This is a genomic window from Pseudoalteromonas sp. SWYJ118, assembly GCF_015864505.1.
Taxonomy (GTDB): domain Bacteria; phylum Pseudomonadota; class Gammaproteobacteria; order Enterobacterales; family Alteromonadaceae; genus Pseudoalteromonas; species Pseudoalteromonas arctica.
Genome location: NZ_JADYXC010000010.1, coordinates 118,865 through 140,043 on the forward strand (window position 1 = coordinate 118,865; position 21,179 = coordinate 140,043).

The 21,179-nt window shown below is 39.3% G+C and carries 16 protein-coding genes; 7 read left to right on the forward strand and 9 right to left on the reverse strand.

Annotated elements, in window-relative coordinates; genetic code table 11:
• Nucleotides 1-297: 297 nt before the first annotated feature.
• The 3 genes from I6F48_RS11620 (at nt 298) to I6F48_RS11630 (ending at nt 5,492) form a co-directional block, all read left to right on the forward strand.
• Entirely contained in the window at nt 298-723 is a 426-nt protein-coding gene (locus I6F48_RS11620) for a hypothetical protein (RefSeq protein WP_197119464.1), read from the forward strand.
• 621 nt (nt 724-1,344) lie between these two features.
• Entirely contained in the window at nt 1,345-4,032 is a 2,688-nt protein-coding gene (locus I6F48_RS11625) for a TonB-dependent receptor (RefSeq protein WP_197119465.1), read from the forward strand.
• A gap of 107 nt (nt 4,033-4,139) precedes the next feature.
• On the forward strand, nt 4,140-5,492 hold the full coding sequence (locus I6F48_RS11630; RefSeq protein WP_007585662.1) for a hypothetical protein: 1,353 nt from the start codon (nt 4,140-4,142) through the stop codon (nt 5,490-5,492).
• Between the two features lie 48 nt (nt 5,493-5,540).
• Here the strand turns inward: I6F48_RS11630 and I6F48_RS11635 are convergent, their stop codons facing one another.
• From I6F48_RS11635 to I6F48_RS11670, 8 genes are all read right to left on the reverse strand, one after another.
• Nucleotides 5,541-5,792, reverse strand: a complete 252-nt coding sequence (locus tag I6F48_RS11635; protein ID WP_197119466.1) for a DUF3862 domain-containing protein — start codon at nt 5,790-5,792, stop codon at nt 5,541-5,543.
• Nucleotides 5,793-5,811: 19 nt separating this feature from the next.
• Complete coding sequence (locus I6F48_RS11640) at nt 5,812-6,648, reverse strand: peptidoglycan binding protein CsiV (protein ID WP_197119467.1); 837 nt, start codon at nt 6,646-6,648, stop codon at nt 5,812-5,814.
• The gene (mfd, locus tag I6F48_RS11645; protein ID WP_197119468.1) at nt 6,648-10,121 is read right to left on the reverse strand and encodes a transcription-repair coupling factor; all 3,474 of its coding nucleotides are present in this window, start codon (nt 10,119-10,121) and stop codon (nt 6,648-6,650) included. Before mfd ends, I6F48_RS11640 begins: the two co-directional genes overlap by 1 nt.
• A gap of 71 nt (nt 10,122-10,192) precedes the next feature.
• On the reverse strand, nt 10,193-11,086 hold the full coding sequence (locus I6F48_RS11650) for a carbon-nitrogen hydrolase (protein WP_197119469.1): 894 nt from the start codon (nt 11,084-11,086) through the stop codon (nt 10,193-10,195).
• On the reverse strand, nt 11,083-12,138 hold the full coding sequence (locus I6F48_RS11655; protein ID WP_197119470.1) for an agmatine deiminase family protein: 1,056 nt from the start codon (nt 12,136-12,138) through the stop codon (nt 11,083-11,085). Before I6F48_RS11655 ends, I6F48_RS11650 begins: the two co-directional genes overlap by 4 nt.
• 57 nt (nt 12,139-12,195) lie before the next feature.
• Complete coding sequence (locus tag I6F48_RS11660) at nt 12,196-12,804, reverse strand: PilZ domain-containing protein (RefSeq protein ID WP_197119471.1); 609 nt, start codon at nt 12,802-12,804, stop codon at nt 12,196-12,198.
• Nucleotides 12,805-13,030: 226 nt separating this feature from the next.
• Nucleotides 13,031-13,798: a haloacid dehalogenase type II gene (locus I6F48_RS11665; protein ID WP_165728823.1), complete on the reverse strand. Its 768-nt coding sequence runs from the start codon at nt 13,796-13,798 to the stop codon at nt 13,031-13,033.
• Complete coding sequence (locus tag I6F48_RS11670; RefSeq protein WP_197119472.1) at nt 13,798-14,448, reverse strand: peroxiredoxin-like family protein; 651 nt, start codon at nt 14,446-14,448, stop codon at nt 13,798-13,800. The genes I6F48_RS11665 and I6F48_RS11670 overlap by 1 nt, the downstream gene beginning before the upstream one ends.
• Before the next feature lie 122 nt (nt 14,449-14,570).
• Between I6F48_RS11670 and I6F48_RS11675 the strand changes: the two genes are divergently transcribed.
• A complete protein-coding gene (locus I6F48_RS11675; RefSeq protein WP_165728821.1) occupies nt 14,571-15,458 on the forward strand; it encodes a LysR family transcriptional regulator in 888 nt (295 codons plus the stop codon).
• Here the strand turns inward: I6F48_RS11675 and I6F48_RS11680 are convergent.
• Nucleotides 15,438-15,953: a DUF2937 family protein gene (locus tag I6F48_RS11680; protein ID WP_197119473.1), complete on the reverse strand. Its 516-nt coding sequence runs from the start codon at nt 15,951-15,953 to the stop codon at nt 15,438-15,440. The two genes, I6F48_RS11675 and I6F48_RS11680, sit on opposite strands and share 21 nt — an antisense overlap.
• Before the next feature lie 374 nt (nt 15,954-16,327).
• Here I6F48_RS11680 and I6F48_RS11685 point away from each other — a divergent pair, with 374 nt between their 5' ends.
• Genes I6F48_RS11685 through I6F48_RS11695 form a run of 3 tightly spaced genes read left to right on the forward strand, consistent with a single transcriptional unit; the run spans nt 16,328 to nt 21,015 of the window.
• A complete protein-coding gene (locus I6F48_RS11685) occupies nt 16,328-16,894 on the forward strand; it encodes an RNA polymerase sigma factor (RefSeq protein WP_024594383.1) in 567 nt (188 codons plus the stop codon).
• Nucleotides 16,891-17,970: a FecR family protein gene (locus I6F48_RS11690; RefSeq protein ID WP_197119474.1), complete on the forward strand. Its 1,080-nt coding sequence runs from the start codon at nt 16,891-16,893 to the stop codon at nt 17,968-17,970. Before I6F48_RS11685 ends, I6F48_RS11690 begins: the two co-directional genes overlap by 4 nt.
• Nucleotides 17,971-17,979: 9 nt before the next feature.
• Nucleotides 17,980-21,015 carry a TonB-dependent receptor plug domain-containing protein gene (locus tag I6F48_RS11695; RefSeq protein WP_197119475.1) on the forward strand — a complete coding sequence of 1,012 codons (3,036 nt, stop codon included), beginning with the start codon at nt 17,980-17,982 and terminating at the stop codon, nt 21,013-21,015.
• Nucleotides 21,016-21,179 lie beyond the last annotated feature (164 nt).

The window sequence follows — 21,179 nt, forward strand, 5'->3', positions numbered from 1 at the left end:
CCACCTTTAAAAGTGGGGCCTACTATTTTCCCCAGGCGTGTTATCTAAAACTTTCAATACATGAAAGCTTCAGAAAAAAAACTTGAGAAACCCTTATTTTTTGCGGGTGAAATGATAAATTTTTTGGCCTAAAAAAGATAGGTCAATTACATAAAATTATGACATCAATCAATGTTTGTGAGCTTGTTGTTTATTTTTTGATACAGTTTGTGCCTTATTTGGCCTAATAGTAACACTCGCACTTGTTATTTATAGTCGTGATTATTAGTATTTGCTTTTCTTTAGTGCGAAATTGTTATGCTTATATATAGGTTAAGTTTACTTACTGCGGTGTTTTTTTTATTAACAGCGTGTGATTTTTCTAAAAATACAGATGAAAAATTTCTTAAAAATGGCATATGTGAAGCTAATTTGCCGTGTACTTTTTCAAATGATGTTAAAGTATGGTTAAGCGAGAAAACCCTTTCCCCCGAGACCCCATTTACTATTTTTAGTGATTTACCAGTAAACATTACAATTGAAGATGCCAAGCTTAAAGGCATTACCATGTACATGGGTTACATTCCCCAACAATTTAAAAAACATAATGATCTTTGGCAAAGTAATACTATGGTTGGTATTTGTTCCGAGCAAAATATGCTTTGGAATTTAGAATTAACTGTTAAAGATAATGCCACCTCTGTAATACAAACTCTCAATTATTCTTTTTACGTAACGTATTAAAGTTGCGGCTGCAAACTCTTGCATACATCTTACATTTTTGATGTGAGTTCGTTTTCTTATACATACGATTATTTGAGTGACAAGATCAATAAAATTGCCTTTTTAGGTTTTGATACTGATAAAGCTTCAATGGTGAATGAGTGCTCTAAAAAAGTTCAACTTTAATTGCGACTGAATAAAAAATCTAATCAAAAAACGTCCTAAAGTAGCTAAATCAGACTATTTAATCGCTAAGCATGCATAAATATGGTTAGTAATTAACATTTAGTTTTGCGGTTTTAATAATGCACTGTGATTAACTTGTTAATTTATCTAAATTTGGTACATCATTCGATTAATTACATTTAATTACAAAGTGAGCCAGTTTGGTTTCATCTGTATTGTTTAAGTATCCGGTGGCTCCTAATTATTTGATACCAATGTGTATTTATTTGTTAACAATGAAACAACTTGTAACGTATGTTCCTAATAAAGTTGTTCTATTTTGTTGTAATATATAAAACAAACAGCTGTTAAGTTTTCGTTCAGTTAAAGGCGCCTAAGTTGCCCGTCTGACTCACTATTCTTATAACAAGTGAGCATTACCAATAAAGGTAAATTTTCAACAAGTAGGGTTCTTTCATGAAAAAATCAACTCTTGGCTTAGCTGTAATTACAGCGATACCAATGTTTTCAAGTGTGCAAGTTTTAGCGGCTGAAGAAGCAGTAAAATCAATCGAAAAAATTCAAGTAACGGGTTCTCGTATTAAGCGTTCTGACATGGAAACCGCTAGCCCAGTTACACTAATTGGTGCAGATGAGATCAGAGCTTCTGGCGCTACATCGGTTGATAGTGTTCTTCAGCAAATGACCGCTACTGGCGGCGCAATGACTAATCCAGGCGTTAACAATGGTTCTGGCGGTGGTGCATCAATAGATCTACGTGGTTTAGGTTCACAACGTACATTAGTACTTGTAAACGGCCGTCGTATGATTAACTCAGGTACTGGCGCAGCTTCTACAGTTGATTTAAACACTATCCCAGTTTCTATGATCAAGCAGATAGAAGTACTTAAAGATGGCGCATCTGCTGTTTATGGTACTGATGCTGTTGCTGGTGTTGTGAATATCATTCTAAAAAATGATTTTGAAGGCTTAGATTTAAACGTTAACTCAGCAATGACATCAAAGCACGATGCATCTGAAACATCTATCGACTTTACAGTTGGTACTTCATTCGATAAAGGTAATATTGTATTTGGCGCTCAGTACACTAATCGTGGAGAAGCTAGCCAAGGCGATCGTGGTTTTGCTAACTGTCCTTTATTTGAAGGTGAAAACGGTCTTTTCTGTGGTGGTTCATCATTTAGTGAAGGCGGCCATATCTATAACGTAAACACTACAGGTATTACTAATAGTGAAGGCGAAGTAGAGCAAAAAGGTTTAGCAAACGACAGCGGTTTAAGCAACCGTGGTGGTAGTTTACATCGTTTTACTGATGCAGCAGATGCTTACAACTACGCAGAGCAAAGCTACTTATACACGCCAATGGAACGTTTAAACCTTACTGGTATGGGGACTTATGAGTTAAGCGACGATACTAGCTTTTTCAGTGAGTTTACTTACACTAAACGTTGGTCAGAACAGCAATTAGCTCCACAGCCTATTAATTTTGGTTTTAATTATAACGAAAGTATGGGTAATAGTTTATTAGGCCAAACGTATGATAAACGTCAAGTTGCTAATGGTGCATTTGTAGAAGATGCTAATGGTAATTTTGTAACAACACCAACTAACTACGCTTACAATGACAATATTAGCTACCGTCGCCGTATGACTGAAAGTGGTGCACGTGGTTTATCTCAAACAGTAGATACAGTACGTATTGTTGTTGGTGCTGAAGGTGTGATCAGTGATTACTCTTGGGATTTCTCTGCTAACTTTGGTCGTAATGATTCAGTAGATAAATTAAGTAACCTACATAATGTTTCTGCTATTAATACTGCAATTTCAGCAGGTACATTTAATCCATTAAATGAAGCTGATTGGGCTTTATCTAATGTACAAGACTACATTTACACAGAGCAAAACTCAGGTGGGAGTCAGTTATTCATTTTGGCAGCATCACTTTCAGGTGAAATGTTTGAAATGCCAGCAGGTTATGCAGCGTTTGCTGCAGGCGTTGAGCGCCGTCAAGAAAAAGCGTTTTATACACCTGACTCAATTTCTGCACAAGGCTTAGGTAATGATCCTCGTGTTGATGCAACTAGCGGTGGATTTGATGTAAACGAAGCCTACGTTGAATTTGCAATTCCACTACTTGCTGATGCACCTTTTGCTGACGCAGTTGAGCTTAGTGCAGCTATTCGTGCATTTGATTACAGCACGTTTGGTTCAGACGAAACTTGGAAGCTAGGTTTAACATGGCGTGTAAATGACGAACTAATGCTACGTGGTGTTCGTTCAACAGCATTCCGTGCTCCTACAGTTGATGAGCTTTACTCTGGTAACGCTCCATCTTACGAGCAAGTTAGCTACCCAGGCGCAGATAGCCAAGCTGAAGTAACAGTCGGTGGCAACATCAATTTAACTCCAGAAGAAGCAGATACGCTTACTGTTGGTGTTGTTTACGAGCCAGAATGGTTGGATGGCTTCTCAATGACTGTAGATTACTACGACATTGAAATCGAAAACGCTATTTCTACTTACAATAACCAATATGTTGTTGATCAATGTATCGGTAATGCAAACAGCAGTACTAATGCAATTTGTACAAGTACTTCTGCTGTGTTCCAAGCTGATGGCCGTATTGTTTTCAATAACCAATTACGTAATATTGGTTCTGAGAAAACGTCTGGCATCGATTTAAACCTTACTTATGCGTTTGATGCATTAGGTTTAAGCTGGAAAACAGGCTTAGATACAACTTATTTAGATGAGTATGTTGTTGATACAGGCGCAGTAGTAGATTACTCAGGCTTTATCACTGGTGGTGCTGGCGGTTACGCAGATATTAAATCTAACTTTAACTTAAACGTTAAAGGTGACAACTGGGATGCTACATATGAAGCGCGTTATATTGCTGGAATGGACAGCTTTGCATGTATCGGCGATGATACCTGTTTAGCTCCTGAAACACCTTCAATTGTATATCACGATATTAGTGCTTCTTACATGATCAATGACGTGTTAACTGTTTCTGCAGGCGTTAATAACATGTTTGATAAAGAGCCACCGTACTACTCAGGTAATAATGATTCAAACACTGACCCGTACACTTACGACACATTAGGTCGTCGTTTATTTGCTGGTATCAATATTAAACTATAATATCTAGCACATTAATCGTATTAAGGCTCAGTATTTACTGGGCCTTTTTTATTGAACAAAACAAAGGAGACAAGTAAACTAAAACGATATTTTAGAAGGAGAACTGATTGTTAAAACAAGATGAAAACTTATCTTTTGTCATTGAACCAGAACTAACTCCTCGTTCTGAACAGCGCATAGATCTGTATTTTTCTATCCCTAATGAAATGGGGATTAATCCGCAAACGCTTACCGAAGAATCTTACTTTAATAACCACTTTAAATCACATTTAGCATACAACGCTAACAATATACACTTGCCATTAGTACGAAGCCGCTTTGTGAGTAAAAACAAAGGTGAGCAGCAAGATTACCGTCAAAACCTTAATTTATTTTGTTACCAAGTGCGTTTAGCCCTTGATGCCGACATTAAAGACGCGTTAAAAATTGATGAAGCAGAAGACTTTTATAAACGCGCTAACGAAGTATATGAACAAAGTGAAGGCCTCTTAAAAAAGCTGCGTCGCTACACGCCAGATGACGAAAAACTACTTCCATTTTTTACCAATGCTGACAACTATTTAAGTTGGCATGTTGAGCAATCATTTTTAAAGCTTTTAGATGAAGGCCCACGTAGTAGCGATTATGCAAAAGAGCGTAACGATTTACTGCAGTTTTGTAAAAACGAAAATACGTACCGAGCAGAGAAAAGCTACAATTCTGAAACCACCATGCAAGACGCAAATCGAATAACAAATAAAATGCGCTTGTTACAACGTTTAATTGAGCATGGCGTTATATTACAGCGCCAAACGCGTTTTCTTAACAGCTACCTTAAACGATTAGTTAAAGGCACTGTAACAGCTGTTATCATGGCATTTGTGATGGTTGTGATACTTAATGCCCGCTCAACGTTTACTGAAGTCACCGCGACGCTTATTTTAATTTTGGGGGTCATTTACGGACTACGTGAAATATTTAAAGAAGACATTACACGTATGATCTGGCGAGCTATTGTACAAGGGCGACCTAAGTGGCGATTTAGTTTTAAAAATAGTATTACCAAAGACAAAATAGCGAGTCAGCTAATTTGGCTTGAATACACACGCTTTAAAAAAATACCTAAAGAAGTTAGATCTATTTTTTCAAAGCGTCGTCAGCAAAATAAACAAGCCGCGCAGTGGTTACACTTTGCAAGTGAGACACGTGTTAGTGCAAAAGAATTTTTACCCGGTTACGATACACTGCAACAAACACTGCAATTTAGTCTTGCACCATTTGCGCGTTATTTAAAGCGTGGTGAAGGGAAGTTATATCATTTAGATAGTAATAAAATTTCTAAGCAGGCGGTTGAACGGCGCTACCAACTTAACATGGTGCTTGTGCTGACTGAGGAAGATAGAACACTTTACCAACGCTATAAAATAACGTTAAATCGCAGTAAAATCGTTAATATTGAGCTTATTTACTCTAAAAAGTAAGCTTATGAGTAAAAAAGGGACTGGTAAAATCAGTCCCTTTTTTAAATTTTATTTAGCTAAACCATGTTTGCTGTATAAAGTTACTTTGTTTGATACTAGCGTGATCTCGATATTTTTCGCTTCATCGCCCCACACACAATTAGTATGCAGTGTTTTTTCAACACAGTTATCAGCACTGCCTAAAATGGTTTCAACTTCAGTCTTATCCATACCTACTTTAATTTTTTCGTAGCTTTCAAGGCTTACTTTAGAACAAGCCGCAAGGCTTAATGTAGCTGCGATGATAAGGAGTTTTTTCATTGTTATATCCTACTTAGTATTAATGTTTGAATTTTCTGATTTGGACGATCATGCCCATTCGTGGGTGGTCAAAGTAATGTACTTCACCACTTATTACACGTCTAAACTGAGAAAAGCGGGCTGACTCTATGTCGCCATTTTCTAGCTTTTGGCTAATATCAAAATTAGCTGTAATGTATAAATAATGTCGTAAGTGTATTTTAAATAAGCCATCTAGTTCCCATTCTGCTTTTGATTGGTCTGGGTCGTTAAATAGTTCAGGTTGTGAATTTAATAAACTTACAAAATCAGGATTTGAATAGCTAGGGGTTACGTTAGAATCACTTTTAAGGTGTTTACCTGCTATTAAATGCATACTTGGAGCACGCGACTTACTTGCGCCTTCAAAGCGCCAACCAGTATGCAGTATAGGTGTTAACCCTTTGCGATCTAGCTGTTGGTACTGCGCTTTAAATTGCAGTTGTTCTGGCGCTAATAAATAAGTTTGCTGCATATCATCTTTAGCGGGGGCTAGAGGTGTAATAGGTAGCTCATCATAGCTTTGTAGGTAGTTTGTACTGTCACCGCATACACCCGATTGCGGGTTTGAATTAACTAAGGAATCGGTAAAAGAGCGTTTTTGAAAACGCTCATCGCCATCTATACAGGCTTGCATTGCTTGCTCTGTGTAAAGTGGCGTCATTAAATCTAGAGAATTTTTATCCTCAATAGCTTTGTGCTTAAGGGTAAAGTCTTCTTGTAAATATGGAGCAGGGCGCTGTTTAAATACCAGCACCTCAACCTCAAACCAACGCTCTGCAAATGCAGTGCTACTAAATAAGCAGCATAAAATAACAAGCGATTTTTTTAGCAACATTAATGGCTAACCTTTTTTTCGAAATCTGCAATCATTGCAGTGACCATTTTTAAGCGTTCGCGGGCATTAGCCTCACTAATTGCAAAGCGCAGTTTATTCGCGCCATCCATTTTGTACACCTTAGGCGCACTTTGTATCAAACCTATAATGAAGCTAGGGTTAACCTTGGTATCTTGGCTAAACTCAAAGTAACCGCCCTTAGGGTTTGCTTCAATCTTTGTTATACCCAAGTTACTGGCCTGCATTTTAAGCTGTTGTAAGCTAAACAAGTTTTTAGCAGCATCTGGCAGCAAACCAAAACGGTCTATCAACTCAACTTGCAGTTCATCCATGTCATCAAGGTTAGCACAACTTGCAACGCGCTTGTACATACCTAAACGTGCATTTACATCGTGTATGTAATCATCAGGCAATAGTGCAGCCAGTTTTAAATCCACTTCGGTTTGCTTTTTAAGTAGGTTTTCAAGTGTTGGTTCTTTACCTTCACGTAGCGCATTTACAGCTTGCTCGAGCATTTCCATGTACAAGCTAAAACCGATAGTTTGCATTTGACCAGATTGATCGTCGCCAAGTAACTCACCCGCACCACGAATTTCTAAATCGTGTGTTGCTAGGGCAAAACCTGCACCTAAATCTTCTAACGATTCGATCGCTTGTAAGCGTTTACTCGCATCTTTAGAAAGGGCTTTTGGGTCACCTGTTAGTAAATAGGCATACGCTTGATGATGGCTTCGGCCAACTCGCCCACGTAATTGGTGTAACTGTGCAAGGCCGAGTTTATCTGCTCTATCCATAATAATGGTGTTGGCTGTAGGTACATCGATACCGGTTTCGATAATCGTGGTACATACCAACACGTTGTATTTTTGATGATAGAAGTCAGTCATTATTTGCTCAAGTTCTTGCTCGCGCATTTGACCGTGAGCTGAGGTGACGCTTGCTTCAGGCACCCATTCACTGATCTCTTGTGCAACACGCTCAATAGTTTCTACATTGTTATGTAAAAAGTAAACTTGGCCACCGCGTTTAATTTCACGCAGTACCGCTTCGCGTATTAGTTCTACATCGCGTTGGCGTACAAAGGTTTTAACCGCTAAACGTTTAGCAGGCGGGGTCGCGATAATTGATAAATCACGCATGCCACTCATAGCCATATTAAGTGTACGCGGTATTGGCGTTGCAGTGAGTGTAAGTATGTCTACATCGGCACGTAGTGCTTTAATTTTCTCTTTTTGGCGTACACCAAAGCGATGTTCTTCATCAACAATGAGTAAACCTAAGTCGTTAAACTTAATGTCTTGCTGAATAAGTTTATGTGTACCAATAACAATATCGAGCTTACCGTTGGCCATTTTCTCAAGCGTGTCTTTTTGTTCTTTAGTGGAGTTAAAACGCGAAAGTACACCAACTTCAATAGGAAAATCAGCAAAACGGTCTTTAAAGTTTTCAAAGTGTTGTTGAGCCAGCAAAGTGGTAGGCACTAAAATTGCCACTTGTTTATCATCGTTAACCGCTACAAAAGCAGCGCGCATGGCTACTTCTGTTTTACCAAAGCCTACGTCACCACACACTAATCGGTCCATGGCTTGCTTTGATTGCATATCACCTAACACTGCTTCTATGGCGCTTCGCTGATCGTCAGTTTCCTCAAATGGGAAGCTATCGCTAAATTGGCGATATGCTGGTGCGTCTAAAGTAAATTTATTACCTGGTTTTGCTTGGCGTTGTGCATAAATGTCGAGCAATTCGGCGGCAACATCGCGGACTTTTTCAGCCGCTCGCTTTTTAGCTTTTTCCCATGCATCTGAGCCAAGCTTATGCAGCGGGGCGCTGGCTTCTTCACCACCCGAGTAGCGGCTTAGCATATGTAGCGCCGATACTGGCACGTACAATTTAGCTTCACTTGCATATGTGATGGTAACAAACTCAGTAATTACACCTGCAGCATCAATTGTTTGCAAACCCTGATAGCGACCAACACCATGATCGAGATGCACAACAGGCTGACCTTCCTTAAGCTCGGCTAAGTTACGAATGAGCGCATCTTGGCTGGCTTCGTACTTGTGCTTGCGGCGTCTGCGCTGAGAGACTTTAATGCCTAGCAGTTCTTGTTCGGTAATAATAGAAAGGCTGGGTTTAGTGCCCAGTACTACACTTTGCTCGAGCGGACTTACTATTAAACCTACGTCACTCGCGCTTTTTGTAAATTGCTCAAGTGTTTCAAATTCTTTAAATTTTAAACCGCTTGGTTTTAAAATGCTCAGTAATGATTCGCGACGACCATCGGATTCAACACTGAGTAATATGCGGCCTTTTTTCTTTTTTTGCTCTGCTACATAATTTATAAACGCGGCATAAGGTTCATGCTGCTTATGATCAATTCTAATCGCTGGTAGCTCGCTAACGCTTAAGTTTTTATTGCCCGCTTTAGTACCAAGCTTTGCAAGAGATAAACGAATACGTGCAAAATTGCCTAAATTAGAAAACAGCTCTTCAATAGGCTGATAAAGCGCATTGGGTTCAAGTAATGGACGAAGTGGGTCAACTCTGCGGTTTTCATAGCGTACATTTACATCATGCCAAAAGTTATCTGCCGCATGCTCTAAATCACCTAGTTGCATAACGGTTGTTGTATCTGGCAGGTAGTCAAAAATAGTGGCTAGCTTTTCAAAAAACAGCGGCATGTAGTATTCAATACCTGCAGGCCAGTTACCTTTACTTACTTGCATGTATACCGAGTCTTGCTGTGAGCTTGCACCAAACTTTTCACGGTAGCTTATTCTAAAGCGCTCAATATCGGCTTCATTTGTAGGAAATTCGTGTGCTGGAAGTAGCTCAATTTTATCTACTTTTTCATCAGAACGCTGCGTTTCTACATCAAATAAACGAATAGTGTCGAGTTCGTCATCAAAAAAGTCGAGTCTGAATGGATGCGGGCTACCCATCGGGTATAAGTCAACGATAGAGCCGCGTATAGCGTATTCGCCGTGCTCCATTACTTGTTGAACATTTAAATAACCGGCTTGCTCTAAATTATCACGAAAGTTATGTGTGTCTAGCTTGTCACCTACTTTAAAGTTGATTGTTGAACCATAAATAAATGAGGCAGGGGCTGTGCGCAACATTAAGGTAGATACAGGTACAATTAACACACTTTGTTGTTCTTTTTTTAAGGTGTTTAAAGTGGCTAAACGGGCTGAAATAATATCTTGATGGGGAGAAAAGTGATCGTATGGCAGAGTTTCCCAATCAGGAAATACCATTACTGGGTTATCGGGTAATAAATATTCTAATTCTGTTTCAAGGCGTAGTGCGTTTGGTGTATCAGGCGTAACAATCAAGACTAAGTTGTCTTGTTGTTTAACGCCTTCAGCAATGGCAATACTTAAACCACTTCCGCTTAGCTGGCCCCATTGAATTTTATCTTTTTGAGATTTTACCCAAGGCAAGGCTGCCCATTGCTCAAACGCCATTTATTACTCCATTTATAGTTGGCTCTTAGCAAGTAAGAGCCATTATATTATTTAACCAGAGCGCAGGTTACTTAGTCTCGGTATATTTTTGTTAGGTCTTTGTAGTGATCAATTCGTCGATCACGTAGGAACGGCCAAATACGTCTTACGTTTTCTGAGCGTTTTTGATCAATTTCTACCACTAAAATTTGCTCATCAGTATTATTAGCCTCGGCTAGTAACTCGCCTTGTGGGCCTGCAATGAACGAATTACCCCAAAACGCAATACCATCGCTTTGTCCGCTTGGGTCACTTTCATGGCCTACGCGGTTACAACTAATTACTGGTACGCCATTGGCAACAGCATGAGCACGCTGGCTAATAACCCAGGCATCTTTTTGACGAGTTTGCTCAGCAACGTCGTCATTTATATCCCAACCGATAGCAGTAGGGTAAATTAATACCTCAGCGCCTGCCATCGCCATTAAACGCGCCGCTTCAGGAAACCATTGATCCCAACATACTAGCACGCCTAATTTACCTACCGAGGTTTGAATCGGCTCAAACCCGATATCACCAGGGGTAAAGTAAAATTTTTCGTAAAAGCCAGGATCATCAGGAATGTGCATTTTGCGGTATTTACCGGCAATGCTACCGTCTTGCTCTAATACAACTGCGGTGTTGTGATAAAGACCCGTTGCGCGTTTTTCAAATAAAGAGGCCACAATTACAATGCTTAGCTCTTTAGCAAGCTCACCTAAGGCATTACTGCTAGGGCCCGGAATGGTTTCGGCTAAATCAAATACGTCAACATTTTCGGTTTGGCAAAAATAGAGGCTTCGATGTAACTCTTGAAGTACAACCAGTTTAGCACCTTTTTGAGCGGCTTCACGAATGGCAGTCATTGATTTTGCCATATTTTGTTCAGCACTATCGCTGTTGCTTTGTTGCACTAATGCAACGGTTAATTTTGCAGGGCTTGTCATTGTGCTGCTCCAGCTAAAAATCCACGAGGTAATTGCATTGTAATACAGTGCAGGCTGCCAAATTGTTCAATTATTGGCTGGCAATTAACGCCAATAATAATGTGTTGTGGGTATGCTATTTGAACTTGCGCTAGAGCACGTTCATCATTGGCATCATTATACGTTGGCACAAGCACCGCATTATTAATAATTAAGTAGTTAGCGTAGGTAGCCGGTAAGCGTGTTTGCTCATCGTCATAAGCGGCTTTTGGCCACGGTAACTTAATTAAGTTATATGGGGTGTTATCGGCTGTTTTAAAGGTTTTTAGTTGTTTTTCCATCGCATCAAGTGCGCTGTAGTGCTCATCAGTTTCATCGTCGCACTTTACATATACAAGGGTATTATTTGGTGCAAAGCGCACTAAGGTATCAATGTGGCTGTCGGTGTCATCGCCCGCTAAATAGCCATGATCAACCCATAAAAAGCTCGTTGCGCCTAAGTGCTCTTTTAAAAGTACTTCTATGTCAGCAGGGTTTAAATCTGGGTTACGATTTTTATTGAGTAAACATTCGCTGGTTGTTAGCAACACACCATGCTCGTTTATTTCAATACCGCCACCTTCAAGCACCATATCGAGCGCTTGATATTGATTTTTTTTGCTACTTAGCTCTTTTACCAATGTACGATTAATTTGATTGTCTAATGCACTTTCAAACTTGTTGCCCCAACCATTAAAAGTAAAATCATAAATTTTTAATTGCTCTGGTGAGTCAATGGCGGCGCAAGTAAGCGGACCATGATCGCGTGCCCACGTATCGTTAGTAGGCGTTACTACAAAATGAACACGATTAAGAGAGATGCTAGCGCTATTTAGCAATGCTGTAATATGCATTTTTAAGGCACTGTTATGCGCCACAATAACAAGCTGTTGCTGCGTTGTTATATGTTTAGCAAGCTCAACATACACAGGTTCTACACGTGCTAAATTATCAGCCCAATCGGTGTCTTTATGAGGCCACGTAAGCATAACAGCGTCTTGCTGGGCCCATTCTGGTAAAAGTCTAAAGTTCATGAATTTTATATACTAATTAAGATGACACTAGTTTAGCATTTTACAAAAAGATGTCAGCTAATTATCGTTGTTTGAATCATCTTGGGCTAGTTCTAATTCTTGACGTTTTTTAAGTTGGCGGGTTTGAGCATGTAAACTCGCTCTAACAATTAGTTCTTGGTCAGTGGTTCTAATAGCGGTGAAAAGCAGGGTGTATTGATAATATTCGCTATCTTGCTTTTCTACTGCCACAACTTCAGTGTAACAGTACACAGCAGAGGCTTCGTGGTGCAAAAACAGCTTAGTTCTGAATGTTTGGCCAATTGAGTGTACTTCAGGAGAAGTGAAGCGAATACCGCCACCGCCGTAACTATCACATTGAATTGCGTTATCTTGGGCTTGTTCTGAGGCCAAAATATGGCTCATTATTAAATCTATTTTACGTGACTGCGCTTGTAAAAATGTAGCTAGCTCTTGTGCTATATCGCCTAAGTTACGCAGTGGGCGTAACGAGCTTTGCTCAAGCTCACTCACTTCATTAGCTAATCTAAATAGTGGGGGGATATCGTCTTCAAGCTCAAGCTGCGATTTAGGAACTTGTTCGCTCGATACGGCGAATAAATTCACTCTTATACTTTCATTAATTTGAAAGTACTGCTCAAACTCACCTAATCTTTCACTATTCATTATGTTCTCCACCACGTATTTATTTAATAGTAGCGTTGTGAGTACTAAATTGCTAGCAGATAAAGTAACTCATAGCGGGCTAAATGCTTTGTTTACATTCAATTTTTTAACATGTTTTTTATGAAAATAAATACACTAAAATTCTAAATTATTAGGGTTAGGTATAAAAAAGCGGCCAATGTCATCCTAACATTGGCCGCTTGGGTATTGATTCATCAGCGCATACTTATTTAAGTAGAGCGGCTAATTCATGTAAATCTTTCACAACGTGATCTGGCTTTTTAGCTAATGGGTAAAGTGCTTTACCTGGGCGAGCAATAAAAGTGGTTTGTAAGCCTGCTTCTTTTGCGCCAGCAACATCCCAGCCATGGGCTGCAACCATCATTGCTTCATTTGGTGCTACGTTTAACTTTTTAAGTACCCATTCATAAGCACGTAAATCAGGTTTATAAATTTTAATATCTTCAATGCTGTAACGTGCGTCAAAGTAAGATGTTAAACCTGCGCTTTCAAACTGTGCCTTTACACCCTTGTTTGAAGAATTTGTAAGGCTTACTAATTTATAGCCCTGTGCTCTAAGTTTTGCCAGTCCTTCTTTAACATCAGAATGTGGTGGCAAAGTTAGAAGCGGTGTAACAATCGCTGTTTTGGCTTGTTCACTTGTAATATCAATGTTGTTGTTTTGAGCAACCATAAGAAGTGATGCCACGCCGATTTGTCCGAAGTCGTGATAACTACCGCTTACAGTATCTACTAGTGAATGGTGCAACATAGTTGAAAACCACAGTGGTAATAAATCTTCACGTCCGCCTAATGCTTTACCAATAGAAGTTCGCATTGACGTTAAATCAAGCAAGGTTTCGTTTACATCAAAAATAAGTACTTTAGGCTTTGTTTGCTCTTTTGGTTCATCAGCTACTGCATAACCTGATACAAGGCTTGTGCCCACAAGTAGTGAAAGAGTCAGTGTTTTTAACGATTTTAAAATAGACATTAATTTTTCTCCGATTCAAGTGCTGTCATAACATCAATAGGTTCTGCGCGTAGGGTGTAGTCTTCACTTAAAAATGCGTATGTAATAACACCTTCTTGATTTATTACGTAGGTGGCCGGTAGCGGTAATTTAAAGCTTTTATCGCCGTAGTAGTGTTCAAAATCAATACCAAACTCGGTATATAACGCTTGAATACGCTCATCTAGTGTAAACAATAAGCCAAATTGCTCAGCTACTTTATTACTCACATCTGAAAGCACGTCAAATTCGAGGCCGTTTTTTTGTGCAGTTGAGAGAGTTTCATCAGGTAACTGCGGTGATATTGCTATTAATTGAGCACTTTGAGTTTTAAATTGCGGTAAGTAATCGTTCAGTGCTTTTAGCTCTAAATTACAATATGGGCACCAGCCACCACGATAAAAGCTAATAATTACCGGGCCTTTTTTTAATAAATCCGCAAGCTCAATGTTTTCGCCTTTATGATTGGCAAGGCTGAAGCTTTCTACTTTTTGACCAATTTGCAACGCATTGTCTTTAATATGCTGTGCAATAAGCTCTTCGTTTGTAGTGTTCATTAATGCCAAAACGTCAGCCGGTAATTTGGCATCTTTTTGTACGTTGTAGGCATCTATTTGCGCTTTTAAACTCATGATTGAACCTCAATAATTAGACTATCTGCAATTATAGTGTTTTACATATTTAAATAAACATTGCAAAACTGAAAGCTTCATTCGAAAATATTAAACATTGAAAAGTGCACAATGGCATCTTTATGTATAATTTAAGCGACCTAGAAACATTTATAGCAGTAGTTGAAAATAAAGGAGTGCTTGCTGCTGCGCGCGAGCAGCGTTTATCGCCTGCAACAGTAAGCCATCGCTTAAGTAAATTAGAACGTGAGCTTGCAACAGTACTTGTTTTTAGAGACAGCAGGCGAGTGCGGTTATCTCCAGCAGGTGAAATATTTTATACGCGAGTTGGCGCTATAATGGAGGCGCTGCAAGACGCTGAGCATAGTATTGGTGCACGAAGCTCATCAGTGAGTGGTTTATTACGCGTGACTATGCCGCCTTGGATTTTTTCAAAATATGTAATGCCTAGACTTAATGAGCTGGAGCACGCTTATCCAGAGCTAAAACTTGATTTTTTAATAACGGATCATTTTGTAAATGTGGTTGATGATGCACAGGACGTTGCTATTAGAGTTGGGCAATTAAATGACTCAGGGCTGCTTTCTCGTAAAATAGTAAACAATAGCCGCATACTTTGCGCAGCTCCCAGCTATATAGAAAAGTACGGCATGCCTGAAAATTTAACGCAATTGAGCGATCATTATTGGGTATGTTTACCGTGGCAACGACAGTTAAAGCTTTTTGACGAGCATAAAAAAATCCATACTTTTAATGCTAAAACCCGTTTTACTATCTCAAACTCCGATAATATGACCCAAGCTGCTATTGCAGGGCATGGTATAGCTATTAAATCTAAAATAGCGATTAATGAAGATCTTAAAAATGGCATTTTAGTTGAAGTTATGCCCGGTGTAATGGCACAAGATGATGCGCCAGTGTGGTTTTTACGTCCGCAAAATAGTTTAACTACCCGCAAAACCGATGTTTTTTATGACTTTATGAAATCGTTATTTTTGAGCTGCGAGTAAGCGTTTAAATGAGCGCTTTGCTCCAGTTAAAAATAAATAACCAGTAAGTTCTGCTAGTACGGCAACTATAATAGCTGCAACAATGGCGGCTATAATAGAGTCTTTTTTTAAAATGATTTGACCTTCAAAGCGTTGCCACACTTGTTGCTTTACATCGCTCATGCCACTGATCATAGTAAAAATATATGGAGATTGCGCAAACCTATTTACGGCTATCTGTAAGTCTTGTTGTCGTGTGTAAAGTGTACTGATATTACTTGCCCCCTTATTCACAATCCCATCATCAATATTTTTATAGTGTTTAATTAGCTTATTTAAATCATTATTAAAATACTTAGCTGCATCGTTTTTAAAAGGTGCAATGGCACTATTAGCTTCAATTAATTGGGCTGATAATGCTTGGCCAAAATCGCTTACAAATGCAGGGATTTGCACCCCAAGTAGTAAACCGAATGCAAAGAAACTAAGGCGGATATAATCTAAAAATTTACTCATTTATCTTCCTATCCATTTAAATAACCCAAAATTAACATTTGAGCTTGTTTTTATATCAAAAACTCGTAATCTAATGGGGCGTGTTGACCTTTGTGAATTGAAATTTGTTCAATCTAGGTACGATTTAATCGCGGCGCGAGGTTTGTAACCTAGCGGGCTAAGTCAAAACCGTGCAACAAAGAGTTAATCGTCCCTAGATCGAGCTCAAAGGGCAGCGCATGTTTGGCATTTATGCTGCGTTATCACCTATTTATGGGGAATAACCACACTACATAGGCTCTGCCTTGCCTAAATACCAAACGTACTGCTGCAAATTCAACCACGAAAGGCCAACACGCCCTAATAATAAAAATAACAACAGGTGGATGTTAAGGATGACGAAAAAAGTAAAATTCACGTCAACATTTGTTGATATATCTAAACAGCTCAAACGTTTTGTATCGCGCATTGTCCAACCCGACGATGTAGAAGATATTGTGCAAGAAACCTTTGTAAAAAGCTACGAAGCTGATTTAAAGCAAGATATACAGTTTACCCGCAGTTACATGCTTAAAACAGCAAAACACCTAGCACTTAACCATATAGCTAAGTGGGACAACAAATTTAATGATTCGTTAGAAAACGATAACGAATTACCCGTATTACTTAAATCAATGAAGCTTGAGGATGAATACACATCTAAAGAGCGCTTTTTACTTTTTTGTAGAGCTACTGAGCAACTAAGCTCATCGATCCGTAAATGCTTTATATTAAAAAAAGTTTACGGCATGAGCCAAAAAGAGATCGCAGACCAAATGCAGTTAAGCCAAAGCACTGTTGAAAAACACATTGCCAAAGGGTTGTTACAAACCATGTTGTACATGCGTGAACATGAGCAAGGCTCTCAAACGCATCCTAAAGCTCAAGCACACCCTATATCAGTTAAGAGGGTCGCAGAATGAGTAATGTTCATCAATTTAATTCAAAAGATTTAATTTTAGAAAAGTCATGTGATTGGATAAGCGCGATTGATCGTGGTTTAACTGATGATGAAAAAGAGCAATTTAAATTATGGATGATGCAAAGCATCGCCCATCAAGACTCTATATACGAGCTTGCTCAGCTTTGGGATGAGCTTTCGGTGTTAAATGAATTAAGTCATTTATTTCCTCAGCGTAACAATACTAAAGCATCAAAAAATAAGTGGATGTTTTCTTACTCAATTGCAGCGAGCTTATTTGCAGCGTTAATGGTATGCAGCTACTTATTAATTAATTTAGAAAACGGCTATAACCAAGAGCTTGCAAAAGTTAACTACACTAAAATTTACAAAACAAAAGTAGGCGAGCAAGCAACGTATGTATTGCCAGACGGTACTATAGTGCAGCTTAATACTAATAGCTTACTAGAAGTTGCTTATAGCAAAGGCCGCAGGCAGTTGTTACTTAGTCGTGGAGAAGGGCGTTTTAACGTAGCAAAAGATGCCACGCGTCCGTTTAGTGTTATGGCCGGCGACAAAAGCTTTACTGCACTCGGTACCGTGTTTAATGTACAGCGTAATACCTCATCAGATTTAGAGCTTGTTGTTACCGAAGGCAAAGTGATGATCACCGACCCTAGTGTAGCGGTTGACGCAAATGACTTTAAAGATTATCAGCTTGCAGATAACAGCACGCAAAAAATTCGTCAAATTAATGCCAATATCGTTACCTCAGGCGAAAAGGTAGTTATAAAGCAGAGTGTTACAAAGCCAATTACCCAGCTTTCAATGAACGACGTACAACGCGATTTGGCATGGCAAAATGGCATGCTTATTTTTAACGGAGAAGAGCTAAGCGATGCTTTAAATGAAGTAAGTCGCTATACCGCCACACGTTTTGAGCTTTCATCAGCCGAGCTTGCCAGCATTAAAGTAGCTGGGGTATTTAAAGCGGGTGACGTTGAAGGTTTACTAGAAAGTTTACAAACTAATTTTTCGATTGATCATGAGCGTTTAGGTGAGCATGTAGTAACGCTAAAACACCATACAGAATCATAAGTAGACGTTATGCAAATCAAACTAATGTTAGATAAAGTTGCATCAATAAAGATTGAACGTAAAAAAAACATTAAAAAAAAGAAACAAAACCATAGAGGATTTTTGTTTGTCAGCTGTTTATATAAGTTGCGCAGTAACCAAACGCATTTATTGAGTGGATTTAGTGTGCTTGTACCGGCTATTTTTAGCTTGAGTGTACAAGCAGCAACTCAAACCACTGGGCAAATGGTGCAATTTGATATAAAAGCGCAGCGAGCAGACAAAGCCTTAATTGAATATGCTAAACAAACAGAGCAAACCGTGGTGTTTTCTTATGAGTTGGCAAAGCAGTATGACGCAAATTCAGTTTATGGATTTTACACTCAGCTAGATGCTCTAGAGGCATTATTAGGTGGGACTGAACTCGATGCGGTTGTTGATCAAAATGGTTTACTGAGTATAAAACTCAAACAAATCAACAGGAATGATAACAACATGATGAAGCTTTCAGCGGTCAGTGCAGCAGTATTACCAGCTTTACTTGCAGTAAATTCGCAAGGTGTAAACGCAGCAGAAGAAGTCGCTCAAGAAAAAATTGAAAAAATTGCTATTGTCGGTAGCCGTGTAGCAGGACGTTCAGTTGAAGATTTACCCGTTCCAGTAGATATCTTAAGTGCAGAAGCGCTTGAAAATACAGGCCAAACAGAAGTTGGTCGTATGCTACAGTCTATCGCTCCTTCATTTAACTTTTCAAGCTCTGCAATTAGTGACGGTACTGATGCTTTAAGACCTGCGACACTTCGCGGTTTGGGCCCCGATCAAACATTGGTTTTAATTAACGGCAAACGTCGTCACCAAGCAAGTATTATTCATATTAATGGCTCTGTTGGGCGTGGTACCGCAGGTACTGACATGAATGCAATTCCAGCCTCTGCAATTAAACGCATTGAAGTATTACGTGATGGCGCTGCTGCTCAGTATGGTTCTGATGCAATTGCAGGTGTTATTAATATTGTGCTTAAGGATGGTAGCGAAGGTGGCAAAGCGGCTATTAACTACGGTCAATATTCTGAAGGCGATGGCGAAACCATTAACCTTGATTTTAATAAAGGCTTTGCGCTAGGTGATGACGGTTATTTAAATACAACTATCAATTACCGTGACCGTGCACCGACTAACCGTGCAGGTTTACATGGCTCTTGTCAGTTTTATGGTTGTACAGAACTAAGTGACGGTACTTTACTTGCTGGCGATCCGCGTGAGCTGACAGCCGATCGTGATACATTCAGAATTGGTGATGCTGATTCTCAGCAGTTTGGTTTAACAATTAATACCGGTTACGAGTTAGGTGATGGCGAGCTTTACGGCTTTATTACTTACTCAACACGTGAAAATGAGTCGGCTGCATTTTTCCGTCATAATGCAAATGCAGGTGGTAACCCAGTACTACAAGATAATGATGCGACGATTCCGCTAGGTTTCTTACCAAAAATTAATACAACTATCGACGATATCTCGTACAACTTTGGTTATAAAACTGAGTTTGATAACGATGCAAGCCTTGATTTATCTTACACCTATGGTGAAAACAGCATTGATTACACGACAAGTGACACTATCAATGCCTCATACGCTAACTTTTTACGTTATGACCAAGGTTTAAGTGCTGCTGATATTCGTACAACTATCCCACGTGAAGCGTACGCTTACGGCATGGAATTATCACTGCAAACAATCAATATTGATTTTACGCAAAACTTTGATGATTATTCTTTAGCAATGGGTGCAGAAATCCGTACTGACGAATATCGCATTTTAGAAGGTAATGAGTACGCATACCGCGATTACGATACAACCAACGGTGTAAGTATTTACAACGGCTTAAGTGGTGGTGTTGGCTCTGAAGATGCATCAGGTGGTTCACAAGGTTTTGGTGGTTCAGCTCCTGCGTCATCAGTTGATGAATCGCGTGATGTAATTTCATTTTACGTAGATGCAGAAGCTTATGTGATTGAAGATGTAATTTTATCGGGTGCACTTCGCTACGATAACTACAAAGGCTTTGGTGATACAGTAAACTTTAAGCTTGCTGGTAACTGGTCTGTAACCGACGATATTTCACTACGTGGTGCATTAAGCTCAGGTTTTAGAGCGCCTTCAATGCAGCAGCTTTACTTTAATAACGTAAGTACGCAATTTGTTGTTGGTACTAATGGTAATTTAGTTGCAGAAGAGGTTGGTACATTTAGAAATGATTCAACACTTGCGCAAAGCTTAGGTATTCCAAAGCTTAAAGAAGAAAAATCACAAAACCGTAGTTTAGGTATTGTATATAACGTTACAGATAATATTAATGTAACCGTTGATTACTACTCAATTGATATTGACGACCGTATTGTAATTAGTGACCGCTTAGGTAAAGGTTTATCTACAAGCCTTGATGCTGCACTAAATAGTGCGGGTGCTGGCGTAGGTCAGTTCTTCTTAAATGGTGCTGATACAGAAACTCGTGGTGTTGATTTTGTAGCAACGTGGAACACTGAAGGTTTAGGCGGCACGCTTGATTTTACACTTGCAGCTAACTTTACTAAAACAGATGTTGTATCGTTATTTTCGCCTGCTGGCTCAAGCCTTGAGACAGTAAACGTAGAAGATATATTTTCAGCTGAAGACATCTCTATTATTGAAGAGTGGCAACCAGAGGATCGTATTAACTTAAGTGCGCTTTATCAACGTGACGATTGGACAGTTAACCTGTCACTTAATCGCTTTGGTGAGTACACAGTAGAAGATGGTGGTCGTCAAACGTATGGCGCAGAAATTTTAACTGACGTTAAAGTTAACTACTTCGTTACTGAAGATTTGTCGGTAAATATTGGTGCAAATAACTTGTTTGATGTTTACCCAGATAAAAACGAAATAGGTAACTCTCGCTCAGGTACTATTGTGGATGCTAGTGGCGACACAGTAATAAGCAGCTCAGGTGTGTTTGACTACTCACGTCGTTCGGCTCCATTTGGATTTAACGGTGCTTACTACTACGTAGGCGCAGAATACCGTTTTTAATTACTAACCTCCCTTTCGTTATTTAACTCAAAGGGCCGTAAGGCTAATGCCGATCAGTTAAGAAAATGACCGGTTGACCGATCCAAACGATCATGCAAAATCCGTAGTTAGGAAACTAACTACGGATTTTTTTGTGAATATAGAACAAGCACTGCAAGCAACAC

Bases quoted from the DNA above. Each gene is read 5' to 3' on its own strand.
- I6F48_RS11620 (WP_197119464.1), top strand. From the start codon at position 298: ATGCTTATATATAGGTTAAGTTTACTTACTGCGGTGTTTTTTTTATTA.
- I6F48_RS11625 (WP_197119465.1), top strand. From the start codon at position 1,345: ATGAAAAAATCAACTCTTGGCTTAGCTGTAATTACAGCGATACCAATG.
- I6F48_RS11635 (WP_197119466.1), bottom strand. From the start codon at position 5,792: ATGAAAAAACTCCTTATCATCGCAGCTACATTAAGCCTTGCGGCTTGT.
- I6F48_RS11640 (WP_197119467.1), bottom strand. From the start codon at position 6,648: ATGTTGCTAAAAAAATCGCTTGTTATTTTATGCTGCTTATTTAGTAGC.
- mfd (WP_197119468.1), bottom strand. From the start codon at position 10,121: ATGGCGTTTGAGCAATGGGCAGCCTTGCCTTGGGTAAAATCTCAAAAA.
- I6F48_RS11650 (WP_197119469.1), bottom strand. From the start codon at position 11,086: ATGACAAGCCCTGCAAAATTAACCGTTGCATTAGTGCAACAAAGCAAC.
- I6F48_RS11655 (WP_197119470.1), bottom strand. From the start codon at position 12,138: ATGAACTTTAGACTTTTACCAGAATGGGCCCAGCAAGACGCTGTTATG.
- I6F48_RS11660 (WP_197119471.1), bottom strand. From the start codon at position 12,804: ATGAATAGTGAAAGATTAGGTGAGTTTGAGCAGTACTTTCAAATTAAT.
- I6F48_RS11665 (WP_165728823.1), bottom strand. From the start codon at position 13,798: ATGTCTATTTTAAAATCGTTAAAAACACTGACTCTTTCACTACTTGTG.
- I6F48_RS11670 (WP_197119472.1), bottom strand. From the start codon at position 14,448: ATGAGTTTAAAAGCGCAAATAGATGCCTACAACGTACAAAAAGATGCC.
- I6F48_RS11675 (WP_165728821.1), top strand. From the start codon at position 14,571: ATGTATAATTTAAGCGACCTAGAAACATTTATAGCAGTAGTTGAAAAT.
- I6F48_RS11680 (WP_197119473.1), bottom strand. From the start codon at position 15,953: ATGAGTAAATTTTTAGATTATATCCGCCTTAGTTTCTTTGCATTCGGT.
- I6F48_RS11685 (WP_024594383.1), top strand. From the start codon at position 16,328: ATGACGAAAAAAGTAAAATTCACGTCAACATTTGTTGATATATCTAAA.
- I6F48_RS11690 (WP_197119474.1), top strand. From the start codon at position 16,891: ATGAGTAATGTTCATCAATTTAATTCAAAAGATTTAATTTTAGAAAAG.
- I6F48_RS11695 (WP_197119475.1), top strand. From the start codon at position 17,980: ATGCAAATCAAACTAATGTTAGATAAAGTTGCATCAATAAAGATTGAA.